Source organism: Streptomyces sp. NPDC041108 (assembly GCF_055592645.1).
In genome coordinates, this window is sequence record NZ_JBVIYK010000002.1 from 629,515 (window position 1) to 651,864 (window position 22,350).

A 22,350-nucleotide genomic window follows, 5' to 3' on the forward strand; every position below is an offset into this window, starting at 1 on the left:
GCACCACCCCTCGATCCGTTCCGCGCGCTCAGAGCGCGTCGGGACCCCGCTCGCCCGTCCGCACCCGTACGACCGTCTCCACCGGCAGCGCCCACACCTTGCCGTCGCCGATCTTCCCGGTGTGGGCGGCCTTCACGATCGCGTCGATCACGGCGTCCGAGTCGGTGTCCCCGACGACGATCTCGATCCGGACCTTGGGAACGAGGTCCACCTGATATTCGGCGCCCCGGTACACCTCGGTGTGGCCGCGCTGCCGGCCGTAGCCGCTGGCCTCGCTGACGGTCAGACCGTGGACGCCCATCTCCTGCAGGGCGGTCTTGACCGCGTCGAGGCGGTACGGCTTGACGATCGCGGTGATGAGTCTCATGCCTTGGCCTTCTGCGTGGAGGACGTGGACGACGTGGACGACGTGGACGACGGCGAGGCGACGGACGCGCCCACCGGGGCGCCGTGGCCCAGGACGCCGTGATCGTATGCCGTCTCGGCGTGCACCGTAAGGTCGAGACCGGTGTGCTCGTGCTCCTCCTCCGCGCGGAAGCCCAGCACCTTGTCGATCACCTTCCCGATGCCGTACGTCACGGCGAACGCGTACGCCCCGACGGCGGCCACGGCCACCAGCTGCCTGCCGAGCTGGCCGAACCCGCCGCCGTACAGCAGCCCCTCGGCCCCGCCCGTCATCGACCGGGCGGCGAAGACACCGATCAGGACCGTGCCGATGACGCCGCCGACGAGGTGGACACCGACGACGTCGAGCGAGTCGTCGTAGTTCAGCCTGAACTTCCAGCCCACCGCGTAGGAGCAGACGACACCGGCGGCCAGGCCGATGACCAGCGCGCCCAGCAGCGAGACCGAGCCGCAGGACGGCGTGATGGCGACCAGACCGGCGACCGCGCCGGAGGCCGCGCCCAGCGTCGTCGGGTGGCCGTCGCGCTTCTGCTCGACGAACAGCCAGCCGAGCAGACCGGTGCAGCCGGCGGCCAGGGTGTTGAGGAACGCGGCGGCGGCCAGCCCGTTGGCGCCGAGCGCGGAGCCGGCGTTGAAGCCGAACCAGCCGAACCAGAGCAGTCCCGCGCCCAGCACGACCATCGGCAGGTTGTGCGGACGCATCGCCTCCTTCTTGAAGCCGAGCCGCGGCCCGAGGACCAGGCAGAGGGCCAGTCCGGAGGCGCCGGAGGTGACCTCGACCGGCAGGCCGCCCGCGAAGTCGAGGGCGCCGAGACCGTCGAGGATCCAGCCGCCCGGCCCCCACACCCAGTGGGCGACCGGAACGTATACGAGCAGCGTCCACACCGGCACGAAGACCAGCCACGCCCCGAACTTCGCCCGGTCCGCGATCGCGCCGCTGATCAGCGCGGCCGTGATGACCGCGAAGGTGAGCTGGAAGGTGGCGAAGAGGAGGGTCGGGACGGTGCCGTGGACGTCGGTGGGGCCGAGGTCGGCCATCCCGAGGTGGTCGAGGCCGCCGATCAGTCCGCCGAAGGCGTCGTCCCCGAAGGCGAGCGAGTAACCGGCGGCCAACCACACCACGGTGACCAGGGCGATCGACACGAAGCTCATCATCAGCATGTTGAGGACGCTCTTCGTCCGCACCATGCCGCCGTAGAACAGGGCCAGGCCCGGGGTCATCAGCAGGACGAGGGCGGTGGCGGCGAGCAGCCAGGCTGTGTCGCCGGTGTCGATGGACGGCGCGGCGATCGGCGCGGCGAGGTGCGCGGCGAGGGTCACGGTCGGCACGGCCTTTCTCGGGCGGGCGGGGGCTCGTCAGAGGGTCACCGGCGTGCGTTTCCGGACGTGTACGGGTGTGTTTCGGTGACGTTTCGTTGCGTGGGAGTTTCGGAAAGCTCACCGTCGGTGCCCGGTGCGGCGGGGCTCCGTGGATCAGGGAGAATGGGGGCCATGAGCGTCCGTACCCAGTCATCCGAGCAGCCGGCCGAGGCCGCCCACCGCGCCGGCTTCGCCTGCTTCGTGGGCCGCCCCAACGCGGGCAAGTCCACCCTCACGAACGCTCTGGTCGGCCAGAAGGTGGCGATCACGGCGGATCAGCCGCAGACCACGCGGCACACGGTACGGGGCATCGTGCACCGGCCGGACGCCCAGTTGATCCTGGTCGACACCCCTGGCCTCCACAAGCCGCGCACGCTGCTGGGCCAGCGTCTCAACGACGTCGTCCGCACGACGTGGGCCGAGGTCGACGTGATCGGCTTCTGCCTTCCGGCGAACGAGAAGCTCGGCCCCGGTGACCGCTTCATCGCGAAGGAACTGGCGTCCATCAAGAAGACGCCGAAGATCGCGATCGTCACGAAGACCGACCTCGTCGAGAGCAAGCAGCTCGCCGAGCAGCTGATCGCCATCGACCAGCTCGGCAAGGAGCTGGGCTTCGAGTGGGCCGAGATCGTGCCGGTCTCGGCGGTCGCCGACAAGCAGGTGGACCTGCTGGCCGACCTGCTCGTTCCCCTCCTCCCGGAGGGTCCCGCGCTCTACCCCGAGGGCGACCTCACCGACGAGCCCGAGCAGGTCATGATCGCCGAGCTGATCCGCGAGGCGGCCCTGGAGGGCGTCCGTGACGAGCTGCCGCACTCCATCGCGGTCGTCGTCGAGGAGATGCTGCCCCGCGAGGACCGCCCGGCCGACCGGCCCCTCCTGGACATCCACGCCTTCGTCTACATCGAGCGTCCCAGCCAGAAGGGCATCGTCATCGGCCCCAAGGGCAAGCGCCTGAAGGAGGTCGGCATCAAGTCCCGCAAGCAGATCGAGGCGCTGCTGGGCACTCCGGTGTTCCTGGACCTCCATGTGAAGGTGGCCAAGGACTGGCAGCGGGACCCGCGCCAGCTGCGCAAGCTGGGCTTCTGACGGAGCGTGGACGCGTAGGGGCGCCGGGGCGATACCGGCGCCCCTGTTCTTCCCTCCATTGGTCAAATTTGACTAGAGTGGAGGGATGGTCGAGAAGACGATTCCGATCCTTCCCTGCCGGACCCTCCAGCCCGTGCTGGACTTCTACGAGGCCCTCGGCTTCGAGGTGACCTTCCGGCAGCGCAGTCCCAACCCGTACGCGGTGGTGGAACGAGGTGATGTGCAGCTGCAGTTCTTCGGGCTGAAGACGTTCGAGCCGACCCGGTCGTTCAGCACGTGCTACGTGGTCACGGACGACGTGGACGGCCTGTACACGGCCTTCAGGTCCGGGCTCAAGGAGACGTACGGGCGGATCCCGACCCGGGGGCTGCCCCGGCTCGGACCGCTGAAGGACATGTCGTACGGCATGCGGCAGTTCCTGATGACGGACCCGGGCGGCAACTGCGTACGCGTCGGGCAGCCGACGAGCGCGGACCGGAGCCACCGGCCCGCCCCGAAGGAGACCTTCGCGCGAGCCCTGCACCACGCGTCCCTCCTGGCGGACTCGAAGGACGACCCGCAGGCCGCGGCACGGGTGATCGACCGGGTGCTGGCGCTCGACGACCGGCCGGCCGAACCCCTGCTGCTACGGCTGCTCGTGCTGCGGGGCGACATCGCCGTCCGGCTCGGCGACGAGGAGACGGCCGCCGCCGTGTTCGAACGGGCCGGGGCGGTGCCGCTCACCGCCGGGCAGCGGGACACCGTCCACGACGCGCTGCTGCGGCTGGAGGACCTGCGGGGGCGGGGCCCGGCGTGAAAAGAGCCGCCGCCCCGGTTCTCCGGGGCGGCGGCGGGTGTCTCACACGGGTCGGGCGGGGGTGTGGGCTAGCGCGTCCACCAGGCCGCCGAGGTGTTCCGCAGCGTGTTCGTACCGCAGTGGATCTCACCCATGCCCAGGTGGTACGTCTCCCAGTCGTCGAGGTACGACACCTTCATGCCGGCAGCGGTGTACGCGGCCGTCACCGCCTCGGTGAAGATGTCCTTGCCGCCGATGACCGGGCCCCACTGGCGCGGAGCGAGGTAGTGGGTACGGCTGAGGACGATGCCGTTGACGGCGCCGGGGACGTAGGCGCTGGTCATGACGGAGGGCGCGGGGGCCGCCGGGGAGGCCGCCGCCGAGCTGCCGGGCGTCAGGGCGCCCCGGTCCGCCTCCGTGTCGTCGAGGCGGCGCTGCTGGCCGTAGTCCCGTGCCGCTTCCGGGAGTTCGGCTCCGGCGCCGAGGCGGGTCAGCCGGGGCAGACGCATCTTCTCGTCGCCGCCCGACTGCGACTCGCCGACCATCTCACTGCCCCGGGTGTAGAGGGCCGGGACGCGGATGACCTCGGCGTCCGTGACGCCCGTCTCGCGCTGGAGCACCGCGAGGTTGGCCTCGATACGGCGCGTGGCGAGGTTGTTGTCGGAGACCAGGTGCTTGGAGCCGAGGGCCTCCGAGATGCTCTCCCAGGGGACGCCCGGGAGGGAGAACATCGACGTCGAGCCGTGGCCCGCCGCCTTCGCGTCGCGCAGCAGCTTGAGCCCCGCCTCGGGGTCGGCGATCGCGATCTTCCAGCCGCGCGGGGTGTCGGCGGGCAGGAACTGCACGAACTCGTCGACGTGACCGACGTGCAGCCAGGACGTGTCGAGGAACAGCGGGTCCTGCAGCCCCTGCGACTTCAGGAACGTCCGCATCACCTTCGCCGGCTTGGAGCCGACGTCCGGGCGCTGGCCCATGATGATCCGGCCCGCCGGGTACGAGCGGTCGCCCTGCGCGTAGGGCGGAACGGTCTCCAGGTTGCCCATGGAGTTGAGCGTCCACTCCTCCGAGTCCTTGGCGCCCGTCACCTGCACGGCACCGATGTTCGGACCGCGCATCTTCTCGAACAGCTCCCGGCCGGACTCCCGGTCCAGCTGGGCGGAGCGGAGCATCACCCGCATGGACTGCCGCTTGCCGTCCGCGCCGGTCATGCTGACGTACGCCGGCTCGACGAAGTCCTGTGCCCAGATGTCGCCGTACTTGGTGAAGTTCACCGTCGGCTTGGTGATGCCGGCACTCTTGGCAGCCTTGTCCAGGCCCTCGCGGAAGGCGCGGTTGAGCTTGCCGTAGTTGCCGCCGGAGACCTTGGTGACCAGCAACTGCTGGGCGTTCTGCAGGTGGTGGTGGGTCAGCAGGGGGGCGACGCGCAGGGTGACGGAGTCGGCGGTGGTGCCCTTGGAGGACTTCACGGTCAGCCGGACCCGGGCCGTGCCGTCCCACTTCGCGGTGTCCCGGATCACGTCACGGGCCTCGACGCCGAACTCGACGCCCGCCTTCAGCTCGGCCCGCGACAGCCGGGTCTTCGCGGTGACCGGCTCCCACTTGGTGCCCCGCTTGACGAACACCCGGGTCTGCGCGGCGCCCGCCGTGACCTTCACGGTGCCCTGCGCCCCGGCGGGGACGCCCGCCATCGGTACGGACCGCACGCGGGCCAGGTCGGCGGCGTCGGCGGTGCCGTTCACCTTGGTGTCGGAGGCGTCGTTGCAGGCGGCCAGCTTGGCGTCCGAGAGGGGCTTGCCGTTCGGGCCGGTGACCGGGCAGCGCTTGCTGTCGTCGTCGATGTTGGGCAGCATCAGCGCGCCCCGGGCCACGGTCCAGCCGTTCTCGCCGGCGGTGTCGGTGGTGCCGGTGACGTCGACGTTCCCGTCCCGGTTCGTGTCCACGCGCAGATCGGTCGGGGGCGCCCCGGCCGCGAACGCCGAGGGCGCCGCCAGCGAGGGCGTCGCGAGCAGCGTGCCGGACACCGCCAGCACGGCTATCGCCTGCCGTGCGGGGCGGGTACGGGATGGTCTGGTTGAACGCGTAGGCACGGTGCGTCCCTTCGGCGGCGAGCGTGGTCAGCACTGAAGACGGCCGGAGGGACGGATCCGTTGTCTGTGAACGGTCTGTGAATCGCGTGATCTGGCGCACTCACCCGCGTGATCCACCGCACTCCGCCCGTGAACTGCCGTACTCTGCCCGCCGATCCGCCGATCCGCCGATCCGCCGATCCGCCGATCCGCCGATCCGCCGATCCGCCGATCCGCCGATCCGCCGATCCGCCGATCCGCCGACCCGCCGACCCGCCGCAGCGCCCCCGCGCCCCCGCGAGAAGCGGGATCAACTCGGACACATCGGCGGGTTGTTGCTCAACTTGTGCAGGTCCACGCGCGCGTGCCCGTACGGAGCCGCACCCGGGGACTGGCGCCACCAGCGACTGACCGCCCCCCCGCTTTGGGTGGCATCCCTGAGCATGGCCGAGCCCAGGAGCGTGCTGCCCCGGGGCTCGGTGGTGAACGGGCTACTCCGCCGTACGCCGAAGTGCTGTACCGGCGTTGCCCCCCCGGGGGGGCGAAGGTCGCAGAAAAGGCCCCCGCCAAACGGCGAGGGCCTTCATGCCGGGCGGCAAGCCGCTCCGGCTTGGTCTACTTGCGGCGCGTGTGGAGCGCGGCCGCGCCGCCCCAGGCGACGCCGGCGAAGGTGAGGAGGTCCTTGGCCTTGCCGAACTCGCCCATCACCAGCAGCACGACCGCGATGGCGAACGCGACGCTCCCGATGACCGCCAGCGTCAAGGAAGAGATGGTGACGACGCGGGGACCGGCCTTCGCCAGGAGTTCCCGCCGACGCGCGCGCCGCTCCTCGCGGCGCAGCGACAGGACATCCCGACGGGCTTCGGCGAAGTCCTTGCGGCAGCGGACGAGCCGGTCCTCGGCGAGGTGCAGCGGGTTCAGAACGGACTCGGCGCGCTCCGGGGCCGGGAAGTCCTGGCCGTTGCCGTCGCGGGGAGGCAGGGTGGTCATGGTGTTCCTTCGGGAGTGCCTGCCCATCGCCTGGGTTGGAGAGCCTGGAGGCGCGGGCACCGGCGTCCTGGTGCGCCGGTATCTGTAAACAGCGGGGCCGGGCCCACTCTGTGAGTGAGCCCGGCCCCGCCCCCCGGTGTCTACCGCCCGACTGTTGCCCCCCCAGCCTTGTTGTGGAGTCGGCTCCGCGGGCCCAAGTCACGGGCGGAGGCGGCCAGTGGACGGCGGGCGGGCAGCAACAGGAGCGCCGCCTCGATGGTGCGGCTGATCCACCCGAAGGCGGCCAGCAAGGTGGCGATCGCCACGTAGTACACGCGAGTGATGGAGGATGTTCCCACGTCAACCCCTCTTTCTTCGAAGCTTCCGTCGTGGTGGGGCCTACGGGCCCCGGGATATCGGTCTCTTGCATTCCTGCTCCAGGGTGTGGATCTATCGTTCAGGGGCGCTCCTCCCGCACGAGGGGATCTTGTTGTTCTCCATGGACTCCTCCTTCTGTGTGTTCCTGACAAAAGCAGGTGACGGTGAGCCACCACTCGAAGTCACGGGCTGAACCGTCCTCGCTGCGGACCAGCCCGGGCCTCCTGGAAGTGGCTAATCGTCTGAGCCCAGACGGCCCTCAACCCGCGCCTTGGCGACCTTGGCCCTCGCGTGGCGCAGAGCGTCCCGCACCGAGCCGCGAGTGCTCCCGACGAGTCGGGCGATCACCGGGGCCTTCAGGTCGTACGCCTCGGAGAGGACGTAGACCTTGCGCTGCAGAGGGCTGAACTCCTCCTCCAGCACCGCCATCGCCTCGGCGAGCTCGACCTTGCTGGTGAAGCTGACGGTGATGTACCTGTCCGGGTCCTCCAGCTTCGACGTCTCGTCACCGACGAAGTCCTCCGCCCTGCGTTGCAGCTCCCGGAGGTGAGCCAAGGCGTGGTTGACGGTGATACGCCAGAGGTACATGGGGACGTTCCCCTCCAACTGGCCGGACAGCAGCCGCTGGTAGAAAGCGAGTCCGACCTTCGAGCAGACGTCATCTGCGTGATGGTCTGCGCCTCGGACCAGCCAGTACGCCCTGCTACGCAGGGCAGGGCGCATCCCGACATAGATGGACCACTGGTCCTGGGCCTCGGGACTCAGGGCGGTGGATGGGTCCCGAGGGAGTGGGACCCTCCTCCCCTTCTCGTCGCTGCCGATCATCGTTGCGCCCTCTCGTCCTCGGCGGTGGGGTAGGTGGCCGCCTCGCGCGCGGCTCATCTATGACCAGTGACGGTGGCGGCGAAGTGTGAGAGGGAGTTGCCGAGAACTTTTCGGCAACGTCGTCGACGAGGAGGAAGCGGCCCGCTACCAGGACGCCGCCCGGGTAACCCGGGGCCAACCCCTGTACGGCGCCGAGGAGCGAGCGCCCCGTCTCCAAGGGCCTTAGCAGCGAAGTTTCTGGACTTTCTGGACCCCTCTACGCGCGCACGCGCGCCGTCGGCGGGAACAATCCACCGGTCAGGTCGGCGCCGCTCCCGGTTGGTCTCACGCGCCAGCCCGATTCAGGGTCAGGCGCCGGCCGCCTGCTCACGGGCCCTGGCACGGGCGGCGTGCAGCGGATTGTTGGCCTTGCCCCGGGCGGGCTCGATGTAGTGCTTGCGGACGGTGGGGGAGCCGGGTTTCCAGCGGCCCTGTGCGGTCGGGTCGCCGCCGGCTTCGGAGATCTCCTGGGCCGGGCCGCGGCGCACGCCGTGCGCGGTCGCGGTGCGGCCGTCGGGCGCCGTGACTCCGGCGAGGCTGGCGCGGGCCTTGACGATGTCGCCGATGGCGTCGGGGCTGAGGAAGTCGCCGCGTGGCCCGGAGCGCGGGCGGATGCTGCCGCCACGGGTGATCTGCCGGAACAGCGGGCCGGACGTGATGCCGTGGCGGCGCAGCTCCTCTAGCCACGCGCGGGTGCGGATCACGGGGCACAGGGCCGGCTCGTCGGGGTCGGACGGCACGAAGGTCTGCTCGCCCTTGGCGGCCTGGTCCGTCTTGGAGAAGGCCACCAGCACGCTCACGCCGTCGTCCTCGACGAGCAGCTGCTCGATGAGGAGGTTCGCCAGTTCGCTGCGGCGGGCCAGCATCCCCCAGCCGAGCGTGAGCAGGGCCGCGTCCCGCGCGGCCTTGGGCCGCTCGCGCTCGCTCGGCGCCGTGCACGTGGCCACCATCGCGGCGAGGGCGGGCGTACGGATCGGCGGGGCCTTGCGGGGCGTGCGGCTCCGTGCCCACTCCCGGGCGCGCTTGCGCAGGATCTGCCGGGCCTCCTTCGTACCGGGCTGCTGTCCGTCCGGGTGGGCGGAGCGGATCGCCGACATGTGGACCTGGATCGAGGAGGGCGCCATGTCCCGCTGCACCAGGTGCCCGACGTACTCCACGAACGTCGCCGTGGTGCACGGCATCGGCACCCGGCCCCGCTCGGCGCACCAGGCCTCGAACTGCCCGAGGGCGGAGCCGTAGGTGCGCGAGGTGTTGGCGGGCGGCGCCTCGTCGATCAGGTCGGCCGTCTCCTGCGAGATGCGGAAGTCGGCCTCGGTGTACGTCGGCGCGCACGCCGCCGTCGGGACCGGGGCGCTCGGGCGCAGCAGGGTGTGCCGGTCCACCAGCACCCGGGGAGCCGGCGCCTGCGCGGGGACGGGCAGCTGCCCCTCCTGCTCGCCGTCGACGAGCTCGGCGTCGACCACTTCCACCTCGCCGGAGCCGGTCACGTACCCCCCCTCAAACTAGCCCTGTATAAGGGAAATTATACGAGGGTGACGATGGGGCGGGGTCGGTAGGATGAGCCGCCTGACGCTCTGTCGGAACCGGGACGCCCCTTATGGTCGCCCGTCATCCTCACTTCGCACCACGAGGTTTCTGTGGACACGCTTTTCGACGCACAGCTCACGCCTGAGCAGGAAAGCCTGCTGGATGAAATCGCCCATTGGTGGTTCGACACGGCCGAGTGGCCGCTGTGGGCCAACGTTCAGCACCACTTCGACATAAGCGGCCAGGACGCCGACGCCATCTTCAACTCTCTGCCACGCGTGGGCGTGGTCCAGGGCCCATATGGCGCAGGCTACGGTTTTACCACCCTCCCGCGCGCTCCCCTGAACGGGACAGAAAAGGTGCGCCTGACCGTGGCCGCCTCCCTCGTCCTGCCGGATCTGCGAACGGAGATCGGGGAGCCGTTCGTGCACGCCCTCCGCCACATGATCGACCTCTACACCAGCAGCAGGCCGATGCACGTCGACCAGGTCCCCACCGTGATCCTGCGCTCTGGCGAACTGACCGCCGCGCTCCCCGACCTCCAGCCGTGGTTCGTCAAGACGCTACCCGACCTGCTCTCCAACGAGCCGGCCATTAGCACTAGCGGTGCCAACCTCGGTGACGGGTCCTGGGAACGCGACGTCACCCGCAGCGTGCTCCAGTTCCGCCACGTCCACACTGTGGAGGACTACATCGCCAAGACGACCGAGATCGTGATGGCGAACGCCGCCGAGATCTTCCCCGCCTTCACCGTGGTGGAGGAGCCGGCGGCCGCCACGCCGGGGCGCGGGCCGTACGTCGACGTCGACCTCATGGACGAGCTGGAGACGGCGGCCGCAACGACCCGATGGAAGGTGCACAAGATCATCGCCCTGTGCCAGGGCCTGAACGACGCCTACGTCGCGGGGAACCCGTACGTCTGCGCCGCCATGATCCGCTCCATCCTGGACCACATCCCGCCGGTCTTCGGGCACACGGACTTCAAGCACGTGGCGGCCCAGCACGTGTTCGGCATGAAGCGGGCCGACAAGACGCACGCGCAGAGGCTCGCGGCGTTCAAGGACATCGCCGACGACGTGATGCACCGGCCGATCGGCCACACCGTGCCGCGTATCAGCATGGACGATATCCCGGAGCCCGTCCGCCTCAACGCCGTCCTGAACGAGGTAGTGGTCATGCTGCCGAAGACCGCGCCCACGACGTGACGTCGGCCCCTCGCCGGGCCGCTCGGGCGAGGGCCTCGCTGGAAGCCCGCGTCGGCGTCGACGCCAGCCTGCGGTTCGTTCCGACGGAGGAATCCCCTGGCCGATCGCGCCTCCTGGAGGCCGGTACGCCCTGGACGTCCGTGCCCATCGACCGTCTGCTGAGGTACTTGAAACGACCTGTGAAGCAGGAAAGGGCCAGCTCAGGCAGGGTCACATGGCGTGTTTCCTGAGCGACCACCTATGAAACGCCGTCTCGGTTGAGTTCGGTTCGCGCCCGGGACCACGCCCTGCTCGGCGTGCCGCAGACCTGCGGCAACTTTCAATTCACAGAACTCTAGATATTGGGCCTTGCCATGCAAGGAAAAATCACCCGAAAAATGCATACATGAAAGGCTAGCTATCTGAGGGTCCCCTGCGACTAATAGGAAGTGGGCCTCTCGCCATCCGGCGGTGAGGTCATGGCAGGCCGACCGCAGGTGATCTGAGAAGACTCGTGCGGCGGGACTAGGACCCACAGAGATGACCCGGTACATGACTACCCAGACCCTGTTCCTCCTCGCGGTCATCGCCGTCGTAGTCGGCGTCGCTGCCTTCACCAGCCCGGCCCTGGGCGCCGCCATCACTGTCGCGTGCAGTGTCGTCGGCGTCCTGTACGTGATCGTGAAGGACCACCTATGACGCTGCGCCGCGTGGTGGAGTCCGGGCACCCGCATCACACAGATGGGATACGCGGCCGACGGCGACGTCGACGAGATCGTCAACCTCGCCCAAGCGGAGCTACGCGGTCACCGACATCATGGAGGGCGCCCTCGACGAGATCGAGGCGATCGGCTCGCGCAACGGCGAGATGACGGGCGTGCCACCGGCTTCACCTACCTCGACTCGCCAGCAACGGGCTGCACCCGGGCATCACCGCCGGCTCCCGCCTGCGGGAGATCATCGACAACTCCGTCGACGAGGCACTCGGCAGTTCTCTTGACCAACTCTCCGATGTCGATGTCATGACCAAGCTGCACGCCGACTGCAAGTTCGGCAGCTACTCGGCCGCCTCTGCGGTCTCGGTTCTCCGCCCTCGGGCGATGCGCCGATCCCTCACACGTGCCACCCGGGCAACCTCGGCAGATCGCGCCAGTCGGACGCTGAGGTCTGAGGGATCCGCATCCGGTATGAACTCCGCTAGGCGGTACGCCAGGCGCCAGCACATGTCATCCGTCGGGATCGACTCCCCAGCCAGATACCTCTCCGCGCGGGGCGTGTACTTGCCCAACAAAAGCCACAGTTCATCTTCTAGCCCGGTCACCTCGATCAGAGCGTTCAGCTCCCCGATGAAGCGCTGCTGCTCCGGCGGGACGGCGATGGTCACAAGCTCCGCTTTGGGACGGAACTCTCGTTCTCCGAGGATGTCTCTGGCCAGCCGCAGGTACCGGGTTCGCCATTCGCTCGCGAACCGGCGCTTCTCGTGATCTCGCGGGAGTCTGTCGATCCAGGTCCAGATGAGTTCGGTGAAGTAGTCCTCCTCCTCGTCGGGTTCTTCGAGCGCAGGGTCGCCAGCCCACCAGCGCAGCAAGGTGCTCACGGTTTCCCTCGTGGGCAAGCGCGTGCCGGACAGAGCCGCATACAACGCCGCCCGGGACACCGTGGTCTTTTCATGGTCGGCAATCCATGCGACGGACGCCTTGCCCTCTCCTAGTTCGCGGAGGTCGTACGCGAACGCCTGGAGTGGCCCTTCCTGAGGGTTGGGAATTCGTGGGCGTGCTGGCATAAGGCGCTTCCTTCGACCCGTCCTGTTCATGATGTCTCGCGACATCTTTTTACACCGTTTCAGTGTCAGTACGCCCCTATAGGCTCTTTGAGAGCGAGGAGAGCAGCCGCTGAGAGACGCCGAGTTGACGGAGTTTCGAAGGGGCACCGGGCCAACGGGTTCTCGGCGCCACAGCAGTCCGATGTCAGTCGAGCACCTGGAAGTGAAAAGGCTGCGGCCCCCCGGGCCAACGGGGGGCCGCACAGCAGTCCGATGGGTCTTGCACCCGAAGAAGCACGCGAGCACTTCTCAAGATTGGAGAAATTCCCATCAGTTCCAACCCCGAGACTACGGGGCAGTCCGACCTGCCGTCGAGCCGGGATCCTCGGTGGAAGTCATCGTGGACGGCTCTCCGTACCTTCTCTTCAAGGCACCCGGTCCGCAGCGGACTCCTTGGTGCTGCCCTGGTCGGCCTCACCAGCGGAGCCTTCGAGGTCGTCGGTAAGGGCTTCGCCGAGCACGTCCTCACCTGGATCAGCCAGCTCTGAGTGGCGCAGCCTCCATACCAATGACGGAGCTGAACGAGCACGGCAAGTTCATCTCCGTGCCCAATGCCCTCGATCCTCCTGATCGAGGGCATTCGGGGTCCCGGACGCGAGCTCCCACAAGGTGGTCATCCTCTACATCGAGGACGACTTCCTCGCGGACGACGACCCTGTGGCCCGTACGCCCTTCCAGCCGGGTCCGAGTCCGCGCCGGCGCGGCTGTCCGGAGACCGGCGCGGGCACCTCGGCGACGTCCTCGGTGGCGGCCGGGATGAGTAGGCGGCGCAGTGCGGCGGTGGCGGTCGGCACCGCGGCGAGGGCTCGTGCGGCCTCGGGGTCGATCGCCGCGAGGGCCTCGGAGAGCATGTCGATGGCGTCGGCCGCGTCCTCGACCGCGTCCGTGCTCCATGTGCTAGGGGTCACCGCGTCGACCAGCTCGCACACCGCGTCGGCCACGGCTTCCGCGTGCTGCTCTACTCGCGCCCCGGCCTTGCTCAGCTCCATGTCCCGCCCAACGATCGCGCTGTCCGGCCGGATGCCCGGCGCCACGGCAAAGGGCCCGCGCAGGAATCCTGTGCCGATCGTCCTGAAATCCAGTTCCCAGCACCGGAATCCGGTCCCTGACCACCGGAATCCCGAAATGTGACTAAGGCTTGGACCATGCTTCACGGTCTCCTCATGAACGAACTCAACCCCGCTCAGGGGATGCAGAAGGCCGGGCCCACCGTCCCGGCGCAGCCGTCCCAGCAGAACGCCCCTGCGACCCCGACGGAGCCCGAGGGCTTCATGGGTAAGGCCGCCCTGGCGGCGATAGGCGGCGCGTTCGCCGGCACCTTCCGCGGCCTAATCTCTTGGGCTTCCAAAACCATCGGCGGAGACGGAGACGGCGGGGGGACCGATGTCTGAGCAGGAGCCCGGCAAGTTCGAGGGCATGAACCGCGAGGGCTTCCACGCATACATCAAGTTCGCGTGGGAGCAGGAGGGCAAGCCGAAGTACCAGATCATCATCGACCAAGCTGCGGAGCACAACGCCGACGTGAAGCTGACGACCAGCACGATCAGCGCCACATTGAAGGGCCAGACGTACCCGAGGCTGCCCACGGCACAGGCGCTGGGTCTCGGCATCGGCGGCCCCGAGATGAGCGCGGAGTTCGAAGCCGCGTGGCGCGAGGCGCAGAAGAACCACAGCGAGCAGAGGTACGAGAACGGCAGGTTCGTCGCCGGCATTGCTCAGCAGAAGGCCGAGGACAAGTGGCGCAAGAAGCAGGAACGGATCAGCCGGGCCGCTGAGGGCCCCTACCCGTCCTGGTGGCCCAAGCACCGACTCCTTCGGGGCGACAAGCTCACGCAGCTCGTGTCCCTCGTGATGGTCTTCCTGACCATGCTGTGGGCGCTGTTGTGGGAGTACCCGATCTGGAGGGTGCTCTTCTAGCTGGCCGGACGCCAACGGGGGTCCTGCCGAGGAAAGCGGCAGGACCACCGTTGGCCAAGGCTAGATGAGGGCGGTGGGCCCATCTTCGGCCGGGGCGTGGACCCGTTCCCGGTGCGAATCAAGCCCCACCGGAGTGGGCTTGCCGACGCCGATCGGTCCGATCGGCCGCCGTGGTCGGGTGACCGGTTGTATGTCCCGCCCAACGATCGCGCCGTCCGGCCGGATGTCCGGCGCCGCGGCGAAGGGCCCGCGCAGTGTGAGCGCGGCCCCTCGTATCGTCCCGGACCGAACCGAGTTGTCAGGCCGCTGTCGTCGCGCGGGTTGGCGAGCGCCGAGGTGCCCCTGCCCCACGAGGCCGTCGACTCCTTGTCCACGACGAACGTGATGTCATCGAGCGACAAGATGAAGATGTCCATCTCCCGGTACCGCTTGCGGGGCGCTGAACCGGCCCGTTTGTCGGCACACCCGGCAAAGAAGGCTGGGCATCATCAACGACCTTCGGGAGGGGAAGCGTGACGAATGTCTGACACGGCACGTCACTGCCCAGGCAGGTAGGCGGCGAGGTTGGCTATCGCGGCGTCGCTGCTGTCGTTGTCGAGAGCGTGGCCGATCAGTGCCCAGGGGCCGGCCGGGTCGTGGTTGTTCAGTTGACGCACCAGTTCACCAGCCAGGGTGAGGGCGTTCTGCTGGATCAGATCGGGGAGTGCCGATCGGAAGTACGGGAGATCTTCGATGAGCATGGCGGTGGCTAGCTGGGCCCCGTGGCGTGCGTCGGCTTTGGACACTTGATCCAAGAGACGGGCAGGCACATCGTGGTCGCGTGCCATGCGGGCGATCAGCCGGGGAACCGTGACGGAATCTCGCCGGATCGCCGCTGCCAATATAGGGGTTACGAGGGCGGTGGTGTCGGTGTGGCCTCGGGGAGCTTCGAGGAGGAAGAGGAGCCGGGCGCTGTCTTCCAGACTGTGTGCGAGGAGCGCTAGGAGCAGTAGGCCAATGCTTTCGATGTCGTCGCGTGCAACACCGAGGATTGCCGAGGCGACCCGTGTCTCCGGACGTTCCGGGTGCGAGTAGAAGGCCTTCTCGACGTCCCAGCCCTTCATCTGGTTGGAGAGTACCTGCGCGGTGCTGTGGTGGTCGCGTTCGATCATGCTCCGCAGGATCGAGGCCAGATGCGGGAGTTCGGAGATGTCCATGGAGGAGAGGGGTCTGGTCAGCTCCCACTTCAGAAGGTAGGTGCCCGTAACTGGTGGGGGTGCTTGGGCCAATAGATCGAGCAGGGCGCGCTCGGGTACGCGTTCCAGGGTGCCTGCGGCCATCTGATCGAATGCGGACAGCAGTTCGGGGCGCTTCATCGCCGTCAGGATGTTCTTTGTGTACGCAGGTCCTTTCTCCGGTATCTGGTGAACTTTGTGCAGGAGGATCACGGCCAATTCGGCATGATCGTCCTCGATCAGCCGGGTCAGCAGGGCCGCCGCAACCGTCTCCTGCCCGTCGTCCCCATCTCCTAGCGCAGCGAAGAGCTCCGTCGCCCGCGTGATGTCGATGATGCGACGAGTTCCCGCGCGAGAAGCGATGTGCGCGGAGATGATGCTGGCGGTGAAGCCGGTCTTCTCGACCGAGGCCTCGGCGATAATCTCGGCCGCCACCTGGGCAACTTCGCCTTTCCTGATCAGTCGGGCGCGACGCCTGCCGTTGATCTTTTGAGGGTCAAGGTCCAAGATGTCCGGCGCCTCAGCCGCTCCGGTGTCCGGAACTGCAGCAGGAGTCGGTGGTGCGGGCCTTGTTCTCGGGATGGCTTCTACTGCAGCCGCCACATCGGCATCGCTCTTCTTGAGCGCCTTCAGGTAGGTGTCGGCGAGTTCGCTGCTGGCGTCTTCGGCCACGGCGTCGAGAAGATCCGCCACTCCGGCGGGTGTTCGGCGCCCGACTTCGACCAGGACTTGTCCGATCCCCGATTCGCCTGCCGGGTACCTCATAAGCAGGTACTGGGCAGCCGTGTGGCGTTCTCCGTCGTACACCAGCTGCAGCACGGAGCCGACCAGCGCCCGATCGGCAGGTTCTTGAGTCGGCTGCGCGGGGATCTCGCGGCGCCGCCCGGCGTCCGGATGCCGATTGACCGCTTCCCAGAGACGGCGGAAGGCATCCAACCGGGGCTGCTCCGCCTCGCCAAGTTTCTGGCAACAGCGCCGGACGATCTTTTCCACAACATGCCAGTCGGGCCCCAGAGACTTCTCCTTCCCCAACTGGCGCGACAGGGCCTGCGGGTGTCCATCCCCGAGTGCCCGGAGGGACAAGTCCGCCTCATAGCTCAGGTCGTGGATCTTGCTCACAAGTTCGATGACCTCAGCCACCCGGTCGTCATCCGGTGCGATTCCCAGCTTGCGCCCGGGCCGTCCACGCCGAGGTTCTTCCATCCCCTACACCCCGTCCCCGATTGTCCTGTTGCTTCCACGATCCTGGACTATCGCGACAACGCGGGTGGTGCATTCGGGATAGTGACAGAAGTGCAGGCCAGCGCATTGACCGCCTTGGCGGTCATTCCCCCGGGGCCTACAACGGAGGCAGTGGCTGCTTCTCCGGCCGCTACTGCAGGCGACGCCGCCGGCACCGGAACTTTCCACGGCTCGGTGCGGCGGCGTCAGCGGGCACCTCCACTAAGGAAGGACCACGATCCAGCATGCCCAAGAAGACCCCAGACCCACTGCACCGTCACCAAAGGGGGGCCACAGCAGGGACTCGGCCACAGCCTCCCGCACATGCGGCACACGCGACGGCGGACCGGTGATCGAGGTGGACAACCAGATCAGCGTCCGCATGGTCGTCCTTCTGCTGGTGGGTGGAATCACCGTCTACGCGGCCGTGTGCAATCCCGAACTCGGTGTGGCGATCGGCATCGGTGTCGTGGTGGTCGCACTCCTCCATCAGCTGATGGACAGGTAAGGCCGACGAGGGCGGAACTCGTCCCGCCCTCGTCGCGGCTATTCATCAACCGAGGGCCGGGGCCTCTCGCGCGGGCGCGCCGATGGCGAAGGTCAGTTGCCCCGGCACGGGCCCTTCGTCTGGATCATGAGGAAGAGCAAGGACTCAGCTGGCAGGGGGACCAAGCACGTCCTGGTGCTGGCCGACGAGAAGGACGGCGGCCACGATGGCCCGCTGCTGCAGCAAGGCTTCAACGTCGACCTGCTGTTCGCGATCAGCGAGGTGCGGCGGCGTGCACGTGAGGCCACCGCCGACGACGCGAACGAGCAGGACCGCGTCCTGGTCGCCCAGGTCTACGAAGGTGACTGGGTCTGGCGGGGCGACCGGGCCCGAGCCCCAGTCCGCTCCCTGATGACCGCGCACCGCACGAAGCCCCAGGGGTAGTTCCCGGGGCTTCGTGTGTACAACGACCGCTCTCCAGCTGTCAGAAGAGGGCGCCGGCGCCGGCTCCGGTTCAGGGATGGCGAAGGACAGCTGCCTCTGCACGGGCCGCTCGGGAAGGTTGCGAGACGCCTGTCCCGGTCCCCGCCGCCGTGCGCGCCGGGTCGGCTCGATGCGTTTCACCTGGGCAGATGGGCGGAACGGGCGGTCATACACGATAGCGGTGTCGTAATGCTGCTTGAGGCGCTCGCGTAGCTGATTCGCGCGGGCTACTCCACCGCGCGGACCCGCCCCACGAACACCGCTCCCGCCAGCCCGATCACCGCCGCCACCAGGTACAGCACCCGGTAGCCGCCCAGATGCGTCACGATCGGCGCGGCCAGCACCGGGGCGGCCACCTGCGGAAGGGAGTTGGCCACGTTGATGACACCCAGGTCCTTGCCCCGGTCGAGGGCCTTCGGCAGCACGTCGGTCATCAGGGCGAAGTCGACCGAGGTGAACACCCCGAAGCCCAGACCGAGAAGGGCCGAGGCGACGATCGCGCCCGGCCAGGTCGGCCAGAGGGCGATGAGGCCGGTCGCGCCCGCCAGCAGCATCCCCGACCAGTACACGAACGGCTTGCGCCGCCCCACCCGGTCCGACCACACCCCGGAGACCACCACGGTCGCCAGCAGCGTCGAGGCGTTCACCACCGTGAGGATGAGCACGCCCTCCTCCGGGTCGGGGTACCCGACCCGGTCCCGCAGGTAGAACAGCAGGTAGAGCAGGCCGACGCTGTTGCTCAGATTGATCAGGAAGCGCGTCAGCCACGCCCACGCGAAGTCCGGGTACCGCCGCGGGCTCAGCCAGAAGCCCCTCAGGAACCCCCGCCACGACCACACCGGGCGCGCCGCCGCGGGCAGCCGCTGGTCGCGGTGTCCCAGCACGTACGGCAGCACGCCCGCCAGGGTGAACACCGCGCACGCCGCGTACCCCGCGCCGACGCCCCCGCCGAGCGTCGCCAGCCCGGTGCCGCCGACCACGCCGAGGATCTGCGCCGCCCCCAGCCAGCCGCCCACCGCGCCGCGTTGGAGCCGGGGCACCCGGTCCGGGACCGCCGCCGTGACCGCCGCCCAGGACGCGTTCAGCGTCAGCTGCACCAGACACCAGCCGACCGCCATGGTCCACAGCCCGCCCGCGCCCGCGAGCAGCAGAAGCGACACCGCCCCGCCCGCCGACCCGGCCACGATCCAGGGCGTACGACGGCCCCAGCGGGACGTCGTCCGGTCCGACAGCGCCCCGAACAGCGGCGTGGCCAGCAGCGAGACGACCGCGCCGGCGCCGGTCACCCACGCCAGCATCGTCTCCTTGGACATGCCGGCGCCGGGCGCGAAGTCCTCCGCCTGGGAGGCCAGCAGGATCTGCAGCGGGCCGTACCAGCCCACCCAGATCGCCCCGTTGGCCAGCGCCAGGGCGGAGGTCCAGCCCCCGCCGACCCGCTCGACGGGCTCGGCGAGGGCGTCCGTCGGCCGTGTCGTCGTCATCCCCGGCTCTGGGCCCGCAGCAGGCCGCGGTACCAGGCGTACGACGCCTTCGGGGTCCGCTCCAGCGTCTCGAAGTCCACGTGGACCAGACCGAACCGGCGCGCGTACCCCTCGGCCCACTCGAAGTTGTCGAGCAGGGACCACACGAAGTAGCCGCGGACGTCGACGCCCGCCGCGACCGCCTCGTGCAGGGCGCGCACATGGCCGTCCAGGTAGGCGATGCGCTCCTGGTCGTCGAGGCCCTGATAGGAGCAGCCGTTCTCGGTGATGACGATCGGGGGCAGACGGTCGCCGTAGCGGTCGCGGAAGGTGGTGAGGAGTTCGGTCAGGCCCCCGGGGACGACCGGCCAGCCGAAGTCCGTCGTCGGTGCGCCCTCGATCTGCTTGACCGTGAAGGGGAGTTCGGCCGGGATCGTGATGCCGCCGAACTCGATGTCCGCGCCCTCGGGCGCGCCGACCCGGGTCGGCGCGTAGTAGTTGACGCCGTACCAGTCGAGCGGCTCGGAGATGATCTTCAGGTCGGATCCGATGTCCGTGCCCGGCATCAGCTCGCCGATGCCCTCCGGGTACTCACCGAGGATGATCGGCTCGGCGAAGAGGCGGTTGAGGAGGAGGTCGTAGAAGCCCGCCGCCTCGACGTCCGCCTGTTCCTCCGACGCCGCCCACGTCGGCCCGTGCGAGTTGGCGATACCGATGTCCGTGACTCCGGCCGCGCGCAGGGCCCGGACGGCCAGACCGTGGCCCAGCAGCTGGTGGTGGGCGGCCGGGAGCGCGTCGAACATCAGCTGCTTGCCCGGCGCGTGGGTGCCGAGGGCGTGGCCCAGCAGGGTGTGCTCGGCGGGCTCGTTGATGGTGATCCACTTGGTGACGCGGTCGCCGAGCCGGGCGGCCACGACGGCGGCGTACTCGGCGAACCGCTCGGCGGTGTCCCGGTTCAGCCAGCCGCCCGCCTCCTCCAGTGACGACGGCAGGTCCCAGTGGAAGAGGGTCGGGACGGGGCGTACGCCCGCGCCCACCAGCTCGTCCACCAGGCGGTCGTAGAAGTCGAGCCCGCCGGGCGTGTTCACCCGGGTCCAGGAGACCGAGAAGCGGTACGCGCCCACGCCCAGATCGCGCAGGAGGGCCACGTCCTCGGGGTAGCGGTGGAAGTGGTCGCAGGCCACCTCCGCCGTCGAGCCGTCCTTGACGTGCCCCGCCTCGGCCGTGAAGGCGTCCCACACGGACGGCTCGCGCTCGGCCGCGGCCCCCTCGATCTGGTGCGCGGAGGTCGAGACACCCCACAGGAAGCCTGCCGGGAACTGGGGTATCGGGTTCGTCGGGTTCGTCGCCATGGGCGGATCATCCGTACCACGGGTAACGGAAGTCAACGCCCGAGGGTGAAGTGCCCGTTACGCACCCCCGGCGCTCCGGCGGGGCAGCTCACGCCCCCTCCTTGAGCACCCTTCTGATCAGCTCCCGCTGCTCCTGCGTCAGCCCGGGATCCGCGCAGTACGCCGTCCTCCCGTCCACCGTGATCTCGTAACGGAAGCCGTCCGGCACCCCGAACGGCGGCGAGTCCCGGCCGGTGGCGAGCGCGCACTCGGCCAGGGCCCTCCACTCCTCGGCATCGGGCCGTCCGGCGGTGTCCACCACCGCGTGCCGCTCGATGCCCGCGAAACCGCCCGTGCGCCGCACTTCGATACGCATGGGTCATGTCTAGTACGGATCGGGGCGCGACCGCAGCACCGCGTGGCCGGACCCGGCACTCACAGCGTCCGCACGCCCACCTGTTCCCAGGCCTTCAGCACCGCCGTCAGCTCGTCGCCCTGGCCGTAGCGGTCCTTCGCCGCCTTCACCGTGAGCGTGGCGAAGTCGACGAAGAGAGCCTGCTTGCTCAGTTCGCCCCCGGTGAGGACGTCGTACCAGATCTGCCCGGCGCGCTCCCAGGCGTGGCCGCCGAGCGCGTTGGCCACCAGGTAGAACGCGTGGTTGGGGATGCCGGAGTTGATGTGGACGCCGCCGTTGTCACGGCCCGTGCGGACGTAGCCGTCCATGGTCGCCGGCTGCGGGTCCTTGCCGAGGACGTCGTCGTCGTAGGCCGTGCCCGGGGCCTTCATCGAGCGTAGGGCGGTGCCCGTGACCCGCGGGGCGAGCAGGCCGGCGCCGATCAGCCAGTCCGCCTCGGCGGCGGTCTGGCCGAGCGTGTACTGCTTGATGAGCGCGCCGAAGACGTCCGACATGGACTCGTTGAGCGCGCCCGGCTGCCCGAAGTACGTGAGGTTCGCCGTGTACTGGGTGACGCCGTGGCTGAGTTCGTGGCCGATGACGTCGATCGGGATGGTGAAGTCGAGGAAGATCTCGCCGTCGCCGTCGCCGAACACCATCTGCTCGCCGTTCCAGAAGGCGTTGTTGTAGTCGCGGTCGTAGTGCACGGTCGCGTCCAGCGGCAGGCCGTTGCCGTCGATCGAGTCGCGCGCGAAGGACTGCCAGAACAGTTCGTACGTGGCACCCAGGCCCGCGTACGCGCGGTTGACCGTGGCGTCCTTGCCGGGCTCCTCGCCCTCGCCGCGCACCTTCCTGCCGGGCAGGTCCGTGCCGTGGCGGGCGTCGTGGATCGTGCGGTGCGGCCGGCCCGCCTCGGCGCCGACGGGCGTGGTGATGCTCGGGGCGCCGATGACCGTGGTCAGCCGGCGGTGGGTGCGCTCGAAGGCGTCGCGCTCCAGGGTCTTGCGCGCGGCGCCGGCGAGCACGGGGTCCTCGGCGCGGGAGAGCTTGTCGAGGACGTGGGGTGGTACGACGGTGCAGAAGACGGGCTCGTGGCCCCCGTTGGTCGTCATGTTCCGCACGATCGCACTCCGTTAGGGGCGTGTCACTAGGGGCGACCATGATTGGTGAAATGTCGCCGTATGGGTTGCGAATCGTCATCGCCGTGTTACTGAGAGTTGGAGGCGGGCTCTCCGTGGGTGGGGCTTCTCGCGCAGTTCCCCGCGCCACTGAAAGGGTGCTCACCTCGCCCTGTGTGGCCTTGCGCACCTTATGTCCAATTTGATGAAGCGGTCCCGCATACTGATACGACCCCGCACGGCAGGCACGGCTCGGCTAGGCTGCTCCGCATCATGCGTTTCGGGCTGCT

The 22,350-nt window shown here is 69.0% G+C and carries 22 protein-coding genes and 1 pseudogene; 9 read left to right on the plus strand and 14 right to left on the minus strand.

What is annotated here, in order from left to right:
* Positions 1-28: 28 nt before the first annotated feature.
* Complete coding sequence (locus tag ACZ6BB_RS08705; protein ID WP_471614562.1) at positions 29-367, minus strand: P-II family nitrogen regulator; 339 nt, start codon at positions 365-367, stop codon at positions 29-31.
* Positions 364-1,734 carry an ammonium transporter gene (locus ACZ6BB_RS08710; protein WP_471614563.1) on the minus strand — a complete coding sequence of 457 codons (1,371 nt, stop codon included), beginning with the start codon at positions 1,732-1,734 and terminating at the stop codon, positions 364-366. The genes ACZ6BB_RS08705 and ACZ6BB_RS08710 overlap by 4 nt, the downstream gene beginning before the upstream one ends.
* A gap of 153 nt (positions 1,735-1,887) precedes the next feature.
* Between ACZ6BB_RS08710 and era the strand changes: the two genes are divergently transcribed.
* Together era and ACZ6BB_RS08720 are read left to right on the plus strand one after the other, a co-directional pair.
* The gene (gene era / locus ACZ6BB_RS08715) at positions 1,888-2,850 is read left to right on the plus strand and encodes a GTPase Era (RefSeq protein WP_471614564.1); all 963 of its coding nucleotides are present in this window, start codon (positions 1,888-1,890) and stop codon (positions 2,848-2,850) included.
* A gap of 85 nt (positions 2,851-2,935) precedes the next feature.
* The gene (locus ACZ6BB_RS08720) at positions 2,936-3,646 is read left to right on the plus strand and encodes a bleomycin resistance protein (RefSeq protein ID WP_471614565.1); all 711 of its coding nucleotides are present in this window, start codon (positions 2,936-2,938) and stop codon (positions 3,644-3,646) included.
* Between the two features lie 68 nt (positions 3,647-3,714).
* On the opposite strand, the gene ACZ6BB_RS08725 is transcribed toward ACZ6BB_RS08720, so the two are convergent.
* The 5 genes from ACZ6BB_RS08725 to ACZ6BB_RS08745 form a co-directional block, all read right to left on the minus strand.
* The gene (locus ACZ6BB_RS08725) at positions 3,715-5,655 is read right to left on the minus strand and encodes a protein-arginine deiminase domain-containing protein (RefSeq protein WP_471614732.1); all 1,941 of its coding nucleotides are present in this window, start codon (positions 5,653-5,655) and stop codon (positions 3,715-3,717) included.
* A 651-nt stretch (positions 5,656-6,306) separates the two neighbouring features.
* The gene (locus tag ACZ6BB_RS08730; RefSeq protein WP_471614566.1) at positions 6,307-6,681 is read right to left on the minus strand and encodes a hypothetical protein; all 375 of its coding nucleotides are present in this window, start codon (positions 6,679-6,681) and stop codon (positions 6,307-6,309) included.
* Positions 6,682-6,821: 140 nt separating this feature from the next.
* Positions 6,822-7,019 carry a hypothetical protein gene (locus tag ACZ6BB_RS08735; protein WP_162948152.1) on the minus strand — a complete coding sequence of 66 codons (198 nt, stop codon included), beginning with the start codon at positions 7,017-7,019 and terminating at the stop codon, positions 6,822-6,824.
* A 253-nt stretch (positions 7,020-7,272) separates the two neighbouring features.
* Positions 7,273-7,761: an RNA polymerase sigma factor gene (locus tag ACZ6BB_RS08740; protein WP_471614567.1), complete on the minus strand. Its 489-nt coding sequence runs from the start codon at positions 7,759-7,761 to the stop codon at positions 7,273-7,275.
* Between the two features lie 449 nt (positions 7,762-8,210).
* Positions 8,211-9,389 (minus strand): site-specific integrase, encoded by a 1,179-nt coding sequence (locus ACZ6BB_RS08745; RefSeq protein WP_471614568.1) that lies wholly within the window; start codon positions 9,387-9,389, stop codon positions 8,211-8,213.
* 150 nt (positions 9,390-9,539) lie between these two features.
* Between ACZ6BB_RS08745 and ACZ6BB_RS08750 the strand changes: the two genes are divergently transcribed.
* From ACZ6BB_RS08750 to ACZ6BB_RS08760, 3 genes and pseudogenes are all read left to right on the plus strand, one after another.
* Positions 9,540-10,634 (plus strand): hypothetical protein, encoded by a 1,095-nt coding sequence (locus tag ACZ6BB_RS08750; RefSeq protein WP_471614569.1) that lies wholly within the window; start codon positions 9,540-9,542, stop codon positions 10,632-10,634.
* Positions 10,635-11,165: 531 nt separating this feature from the next.
* Positions 11,166-11,312: a hypothetical protein gene (locus ACZ6BB_RS08755; RefSeq protein WP_471614570.1), complete on the plus strand. Its 147-nt coding sequence runs from the start codon at positions 11,166-11,168 to the stop codon at positions 11,310-11,312.
* Positions 11,313-11,314: 2 nt separating this feature from the next.
* Positions 11,315-11,542: pseudogene (locus ACZ6BB_RS08760) on the plus strand (replicative DNA helicase); the annotation flags it as partial.
* 128 nt (positions 11,543-11,670) lie between these two features.
* Here ACZ6BB_RS08760 and ACZ6BB_RS08765 read toward each other — a convergent pair.
* A complete protein-coding gene (locus tag ACZ6BB_RS08765) occupies positions 11,671-12,396 on the minus strand; it encodes a hypothetical protein (RefSeq protein WP_471614739.1) in 726 nt (241 codons plus the stop codon).
* A gap of 659 nt (positions 12,397-13,055) precedes the next feature.
* Positions 13,056-13,424 (minus strand): hypothetical protein, encoded by a 369-nt coding sequence (locus ACZ6BB_RS08770; protein WP_471614571.1) that lies wholly within the window; start codon positions 13,422-13,424, stop codon positions 13,056-13,058.
* A gap of 174 nt (positions 13,425-13,598) precedes the next feature.
* On the opposite strand from ACZ6BB_RS08770, the gene ACZ6BB_RS08775 reads away from it, so the two are divergent.
* Positions 13,599-13,826: a hypothetical protein gene (locus ACZ6BB_RS08775; protein ID WP_471614572.1), complete on the plus strand. Its 228-nt coding sequence runs from the start codon at positions 13,599-13,601 to the stop codon at positions 13,824-13,826.
* Positions 13,819-14,352, plus strand: coding sequence for a hypothetical protein (locus tag ACZ6BB_RS08780; protein ID WP_471614573.1), 534 nt, complete (start codon positions 13,819-13,821; stop codon positions 14,350-14,352). The genes ACZ6BB_RS08775 and ACZ6BB_RS08780 overlap by 8 nt, the downstream gene beginning before the upstream one ends.
* Positions 14,353-14,888: 536 nt before the next feature.
* Here the strand turns inward: ACZ6BB_RS08780 and ACZ6BB_RS08785 are convergent.
* Positions 14,889-16,706, minus strand: a complete 1,818-nt coding sequence (locus ACZ6BB_RS08785) for a hypothetical protein (RefSeq protein ID WP_471614574.1) — start codon at positions 16,704-16,706, stop codon at positions 14,889-14,891.
* Between the two features lie 430 nt (positions 16,707-17,136).
* Here ACZ6BB_RS08785 and ACZ6BB_RS08790 point away from each other — a divergent pair, with 430 nt between their 5' ends.
* Positions 17,137-17,295 carry a hypothetical protein gene (locus tag ACZ6BB_RS08790; protein WP_162948146.1) on the plus strand — a complete coding sequence of 53 codons (159 nt, stop codon included), beginning with the start codon at positions 17,137-17,139 and terminating at the stop codon, positions 17,293-17,295.
* A 126-nt stretch (positions 17,296-17,421) separates the two neighbouring features.
* Entirely contained in the window at positions 17,422-17,718 is a 297-nt protein-coding gene (locus ACZ6BB_RS08795) for a hypothetical protein (RefSeq protein ID WP_471614575.1), read from the plus strand.
* A 266-nt stretch (positions 17,719-17,984) separates the two neighbouring features.
* Here ACZ6BB_RS08795 and ACZ6BB_RS08800 read toward each other — a convergent pair whose 3' ends face one another.
* From ACZ6BB_RS08800 to ACZ6BB_RS08815, 4 genes are all read right to left on the minus strand, one after another.
* A complete protein-coding gene (locus tag ACZ6BB_RS08800) occupies positions 17,985-19,238 on the minus strand; it encodes an MFS transporter (RefSeq protein ID WP_471614576.1) in 1,254 nt (417 codons plus the stop codon).
* Positions 19,235-20,569, minus strand: a complete 1,335-nt coding sequence (locus ACZ6BB_RS08805) for a GH1 family beta-glucosidase (RefSeq protein ID WP_471614577.1) — start codon at positions 20,567-20,569, stop codon at positions 19,235-19,237. Before ACZ6BB_RS08805 ends, ACZ6BB_RS08800 begins: the two co-directional genes overlap by 4 nt.
* Positions 20,570-20,657: 88 nt before the next feature.
* Positions 20,658-20,924, minus strand: coding sequence for a protealysin inhibitor emfourin (locus tag ACZ6BB_RS08810; protein ID WP_471614578.1), 267 nt, complete (start codon positions 20,922-20,924; stop codon positions 20,658-20,660).
* A 59-nt stretch (positions 20,925-20,983) separates the two neighbouring features.
* On the minus strand, positions 20,984-22,054 hold the full coding sequence (locus ACZ6BB_RS08815; protein ID WP_471614579.1) for a M4 family metallopeptidase: 1,071 nt from the start codon (positions 22,052-22,054) through the stop codon (positions 20,984-20,986).
* Positions 22,055-22,350 lie beyond the last annotated feature (296 nt).